The 400-nt window shown below is 37.0% G+C and carries 1 protein-coding gene; it reads left to right on the forward strand.

The window, feature by feature from the left end:
• On the forward strand, positions 1-287 hold a 287-nt coding region (locus RVS70_RS23000; protein WP_321135056.1), incomplete at its 5' end, for an alpha/beta hydrolase.
• Positions 288-400 lie beyond the last annotated feature (113 nt).

Below are 400 nucleotides of genomic sequence, written 5' to 3' on the forward strand. Positions count from 1 at the left end.
TTCATAGCGTCCTCAATGGACTGCGCTTCAGCAAAAAACATTTAACAGATGAGTTGTACAGGTTTAATGCATTTAGATCTGTTCCTTCTATTAAAGTACCGTGTGTTTTCATTTCAGGGAAACATGACTTAATTGTTCCAGCTGAAATATCGAAACAGTATTATCAAGAACTCGTGGCGCCCGAAAAGCGCTGGGTTCAATTTGAGAATTCAGCTCATACCCCGCATATTGAGGAGCCGTCATTATTCGCTAGTACACTAAGTCGTCATGAAAGCTACCATTTATGATAGGTCCTTGATAAATAATAAAAACCCCTGTATAATATAAAAAGTGTGCAAACCATGCATATTTTAAATAAGTCTTGCAACATACGCCTATTTTCTGTATAATGGTGTATGTT

Source organism: Virgibacillus sp. M23, from assembly GCF_034190895.1.
GTDB classification, from domain to species: Bacteria; Bacillota; Bacilli; order Bacillales; family Amphibacillaceae; genus Virgibacillus; species Virgibacillus salarius.